Here is a 4517-nt window from a genome sequence, read left to right as displayed (position 1 = left end):
TGCGACGTAAGACCGAGCTGAGGTCGATGTGATTGATCACCTGTCGGCGATGCGCTCCGGGATGGTGATTTGCATTTGCGCTCCCGGAAAGTATGGGAGCTTCTCCTCCAAGGGAACGTCATCGTCCCAACTCGGCACGATGGCGATGCGAGCGGTGCCCGAGCGGACGGAGAGCTTGCCGTCCCAGCGACCAATGTAACGCCGGACGCCTGCCAAACCTTGCCCCCGGCCTGGATCGCGGAATCGGCTCACGCCACGGATGACGGCCTCTTCGAGCGCCATGCCGTCATCCCATCGATCGCCGCGCGATCTGCCCTGTGCGGTCTCGAGTGATTCGCGGAATCCGACGCCGGCGTCGCAGACGGCGATGACCACGACGCGTCGGCCGAGTCGTTTTTGCCAGCGGTACGTTTGCACGGCGACCCAACCGCCGCGCCCGGCATGCTCGACGATGTTCTGACACGCTTCGCTCAAGGTCATGGCGAAGCCCATCGTGGCTTTGGCGTCGATATTCAGCTCTTTGACGAGAATCGCTTGCGACTTCTGCTGAATGCGCCCAACGACGTCGTGGACATCCTCGCTCTTGGCGACCGGCGTGATCTCGAGCAGCACCTCGGACTCGGTGCTGGGCCGGGCGCGCGGCACGGCGCCGTGCAGCTCGAACGCTTCTTCGGCGAAGCGGAAAAAGCCGGTGCGGGACCAGTACGAGCTCGTGTCGTCGGATTCGGGCACGTAGAGCGCCGGACGTTCCGCCCGCGTCTGTGCCAGCGTTAGGAGCGCGGTAAGCCCGTACGGCGATGCCCAACGCGTGTGGCGTGCATCGAGGAGGACCTTGGCGTCCTGGGGCACCGGGGCCAACTGCTCGAGCACCGTCTCGAACGTCTTGTCATCCAGCGATGGCGGGACGTTGAGAACGGTGGTCATTGAGTGATGAGCTCTCCGCGCAGATGATGGCCAAGTCCGGTGGCGCCGCGGTGCTCGGCGTTTCGCGCCGCGGCGCGGTGAGCCACGCGCATCGCGTCCGCCAAACTATCACCTGCCAACAAACGGGAAAAGTAGGTCGCGCCCCAGACGTCGCCGCATCCGGTGGGATCGCCCTGCGGCACGACGTAGGGCGGCGCGACGAGCGCGGTGCGAATGGGGCCGGCCGGCGAGCCGATCGATGGACGCCGCGCGCAATCGTCGATGCGATTGAATGCGGCATCGGTGAAGTACACGGCGCCGCGGCTCCCGAGCGTGACGACGAGGCAGCGAACGCCGGAGGAGAGCGCGGTGGCCGCGAGCTCCATCGGATCAGCGGCCATCATGGTGACTTCGTCTTCGTTCACCTGCAGGAGGTCAAAGCAGCGACACCAGTCGGCGACGCGGTCGAGCGGTTGCAGCGCGCGCCACCCGGTGGGCAGCACCGACATGACGAGCATGTGCAGATCACAGTAGATCGGCCCGCGGAAATGCTGTCTGATGAGCTGGCAGGTCTCGAGGTCGAGCTCCCAGCCGCTCAGAAAATTGATGTAGAGCGCGTCGAGGTCGGCGAGCAGGGGCTTGAGCCCGAGCCAGTTCCATCCCGGAATGCCGCCCGTGAGGCGCTCCGAGCGCCGCTCGCTGGTCTCGTAGCGCAGCTCGACGCGGTTGTTGGGGTACGGCACTTCGATGAGCGATGCGTTAGGCGATGTATGGCGCAGCGTCCCCATGAATTCGCGGGCGCGCCCAACGAGGTCGTGCCCGACTTTGATGAGCGGCACGATCTGCCAATTGTCGGCGAGCGCGGCATCCAGTCCGCTGAGCGCGTAGGTGATGCCGCCCCACTCCTCGACCGGCGCCTCGCGAGGGTCGCGGCCATAGATCGTGTCCCAGACGAACGTGCCGATGACGCCAAGGGACGCGGCGCCGTTCGCCCGCGGTGTCATACTTCGCCTAACTTCTGCTGCTTGAACGTGGCGACGGCGCCCACGACGCCGGCGGTTCCCTCGAGTGCGCCGGGCACGATGCGGCACGCAGCCACGGCGGGCCGGAATGCACGGCGCTTGACTTCGGCGCGGAGCGGCTCGAACAGGCGGTCGCCGGCGCGGGTGACGCCGCCGGTGATGACGACGACGTCGGGGTTGACGGTGTTGAGCAGGTTTGCGATGCCGGTGCCGAGGAACCGCGCCGTGTCGCGCACCACTTCGAGCGCGAGCGCGTCGCCGCGGTGCGCGGCTTCGTACACCGTGGCGGCGGTCAGGAGATCGAGGTCGCCCTTCACCATTTTGTGCAGCGCCGACACTTCGTCGCGCTCGAGCGCCTCTCGCGCGCGGAGCGCGATGGCCGGACCGGACGCGTACGCCTCGAGGCAGCCGTAGTTGCCGCATCGGCAATAGCGGCCCGTCGAGTCGATGGTGGTGTGGCCGATTTCGCCGGCGACGTCCGACGAGCCGTGATACAGCTTTCCGTCGATCACGATGCCGCCGCCGATGCCGGTGCCGATGGTGATCCCGACCACATTGCGGCCGCCCTGCGCGGCGCCGCGCCACCATTCGCCGAGCGTGGCGCAGTTGGCGTCGTTATCGAGGGTCGCGGGGAGACGGATGCGATCCGAAATCGCGTCGCGCAACGGGAAGTCGCGCCAACCCAGGTTGGGCGCGACCACCACGACGCCGCGCTCGCGGTCTAACGGACCGGGCGCGCCGATGCCGACGCCGAGGAAGTCGTGCGGTTGGGCGTCGTGTGAGGCGATCACGTCGGAAATAACCTGCGCGATCATCGACACGATGCGATCGACCACGGCTTCCGAACCGCGCTCGGCGTGCGTCGGCTCGGAGCGGATGGCGAGCTCGCGGCTGCCGTCTTCGGGCATCGCGCCGACGACGATGTTCGTGCCGCCCAGATCGACGCCAAGGACGTAGCGGGTGCGGGCTTTGGTCATGGCGGTGCGCGAAGAAGGTTGGCGGGCCGGTCTCGCGAAAAGTAAGCGGAATCAGCGCGGCGAACAGGACGGTACTATCGTGCGCTTCCCGCAGTGAGCACGGCGATGGCGGCATCGACGCGGTCCACGTCGAGATCTTTCATACAGCGCCAGTGTCCGAGCGGACAAACGCGCGGACCGTGATGGTGGCACGGCCGGCACGGGAGCGTCTCGACGCCGAGCGTCATCGAGTGCGGCGCGAGCGGACCGAATCCGAACTCCGGGACCGTGGGACCGAAAATAGTAATAGTAGGCGTGCCCACCGCCGAGGCGAGGTGCTGGGGCAGGGAATCGTTCGTCACCAGCAGTATCGCGCGGCGAATGAGCTCGGCCGACGCGAGGATCGAGAGTCGGCCCGTTGCATCGGCGACTTGGGGGCCTGCGACGTCGATTAGCCCGCGCGCGATATCCGCGTCGTCGGCGCCGCCGATGACCGCGATACGGAAGCGTGGAGCGAGTCGCTCGGCGAGCTCGCGATAGTACGGCCATCGTTTCGTGCCCCAGATGCTGCCGGGTGCGAGGGCGACGATCGGGCGATCGGAGCCGGGTGCGCCCAACAGCGTGTCTACGGCGCGCCGGTCGTCATCGTCTGGGAAGAGTCGCGGCGTGGCCGAGGCGGCGGCACCGCCGGCGAGAGCGAGGAGCCGCACGGCGTGGTGGTCAGCGGTGCGTCGACGAACGCGCTCGGTGTAGAGCAGGCGACCAGCGGCGTCATTGAAGCCGGTGCGCGACGGGACGCGTGCGAGCGCGGCGAGCGCGGCGGTGCGAAGCGAGCCCTGGGCGAGATAGGCGTGCGCATCGCGCGGGTGTTCATCGCGCTCGCGCCACGCGGCGCGGATGCGGGCCGCGGTTCTCGCGAGGCCGGCCGGGCCGCTGTCGGCGCCCGTCTTGTCGAAGACGATGATCTGCCTAACGGATGGGTCGTGCGCCAGCAGCGGCGCCGACGCGCGCGTGGCGACCACGTCCACGGGGCCGCGTCGGGCGAGCTCGGCGATCAGCGGCGTAGTGAGCACCGTATCGCCGAGGAACGAAGTTTGGATGACGAGGGAGGTGGTCACCGTTGGGCGGAAATCACTCCACCTGCAGCACCGCCAGGAACGCCTCCTGCGGAATCTCGACCGAGCCGACCTGCTTCATCCGCTTCTTTCCTTCCTTCTGCTTCTCGAGGAGCTTGCGCTTGCGCGTCACGTCGCCGCCGTAGCACTTGGCGAGCACGTTCTTGCGCAGCGGTTTCACCGTGGTGCGCGCAATGACCTTGGAGCCGATGGCGGCCTGGATGACGACCTCGAACAGCTGTCGCGGGATGAGCTCCTTCAGTTTGTCGGCCACCTTGCGTCCCCATTCGTACGCTTTGTCGCGGTGGATGATCACCGAGAAGGCGTCGACCGGGTCGCCGTTGATGAGCATGTCGAGCTTGATCAGGTCGCTCGTGCGGTACTCGAGCATCTCGTAGTCGAGGCCGGCGTAGCCGCGGCTCACCGTCTTGAGCTTGTCGTAGAAATCGAGGATGATCTCGCCTAACGGAAACTCGAAGTCGAACTCGACGCGGCTGGCGTCGAGGTAGCTCATGTTGCGG

Annotated in this window: 5 protein-coding genes; all 5 read right to left on the bottom strand. The window is 67.2% G+C overall.

The window, feature by feature from the left end; genetic code table 11:
- Nucleotides 1-36: 36 nt before the first annotated feature.
- Nucleotides 37-924 (bottom strand): ATP-binding protein, encoded by an 888-nt coding sequence (locus VFW04_19415; protein ID HEX5181506.1) that lies wholly within the window; start codon nucleotides 922-924, stop codon nucleotides 37-39.
- Nucleotides 921-1907 (bottom strand): carbohydrate kinase family protein, encoded by a 987-nt coding sequence (locus VFW04_19410; GenBank protein HEX5181505.1) that lies wholly within the window; start codon nucleotides 1905-1907, stop codon nucleotides 921-923. The genes VFW04_19415 and VFW04_19410 overlap by 4 nt, the downstream gene beginning before the upstream one ends.
- On the bottom strand, nucleotides 1904-2902 hold the full coding sequence (locus VFW04_19405; GenBank protein ID HEX5181504.1) for an ROK family protein: 999 nt from the start codon (nucleotides 2900-2902) through the stop codon (nucleotides 1904-1906). The genes VFW04_19410 and VFW04_19405 overlap by 4 nt, the downstream gene beginning before the upstream one ends.
- Before the next feature lie 74 nt (nucleotides 2903-2976).
- Nucleotides 2977-3999, bottom strand: a complete 1023-nt coding sequence (locus VFW04_19400) for a glycosyltransferase family 9 protein (GenBank protein HEX5181503.1) — start codon at nucleotides 3997-3999, stop codon at nucleotides 2977-2979.
- A 13-nt stretch (nucleotides 4000-4012) separates the two neighbouring features.
- Nucleotides 4013-4517, bottom strand: a 505-nt coding sequence (locus tag VFW04_19395) for an elongation factor 4 (protein ID HEX5181502.1), incomplete at its 5' end; no start/stop codon positions are given.

The sequence above is a fragment of the Gemmatimonadaceae bacterium genome, from assembly GCA_036273715.1.
In the GTDB taxonomy this organism is placed as follows: domain Bacteria; phylum Gemmatimonadota; class Gemmatimonadetes; order Gemmatimonadales; family Gemmatimonadaceae; genus JADGGM01.
This window is presented reverse-complemented; position numbering and strand designations above follow the sequence as displayed.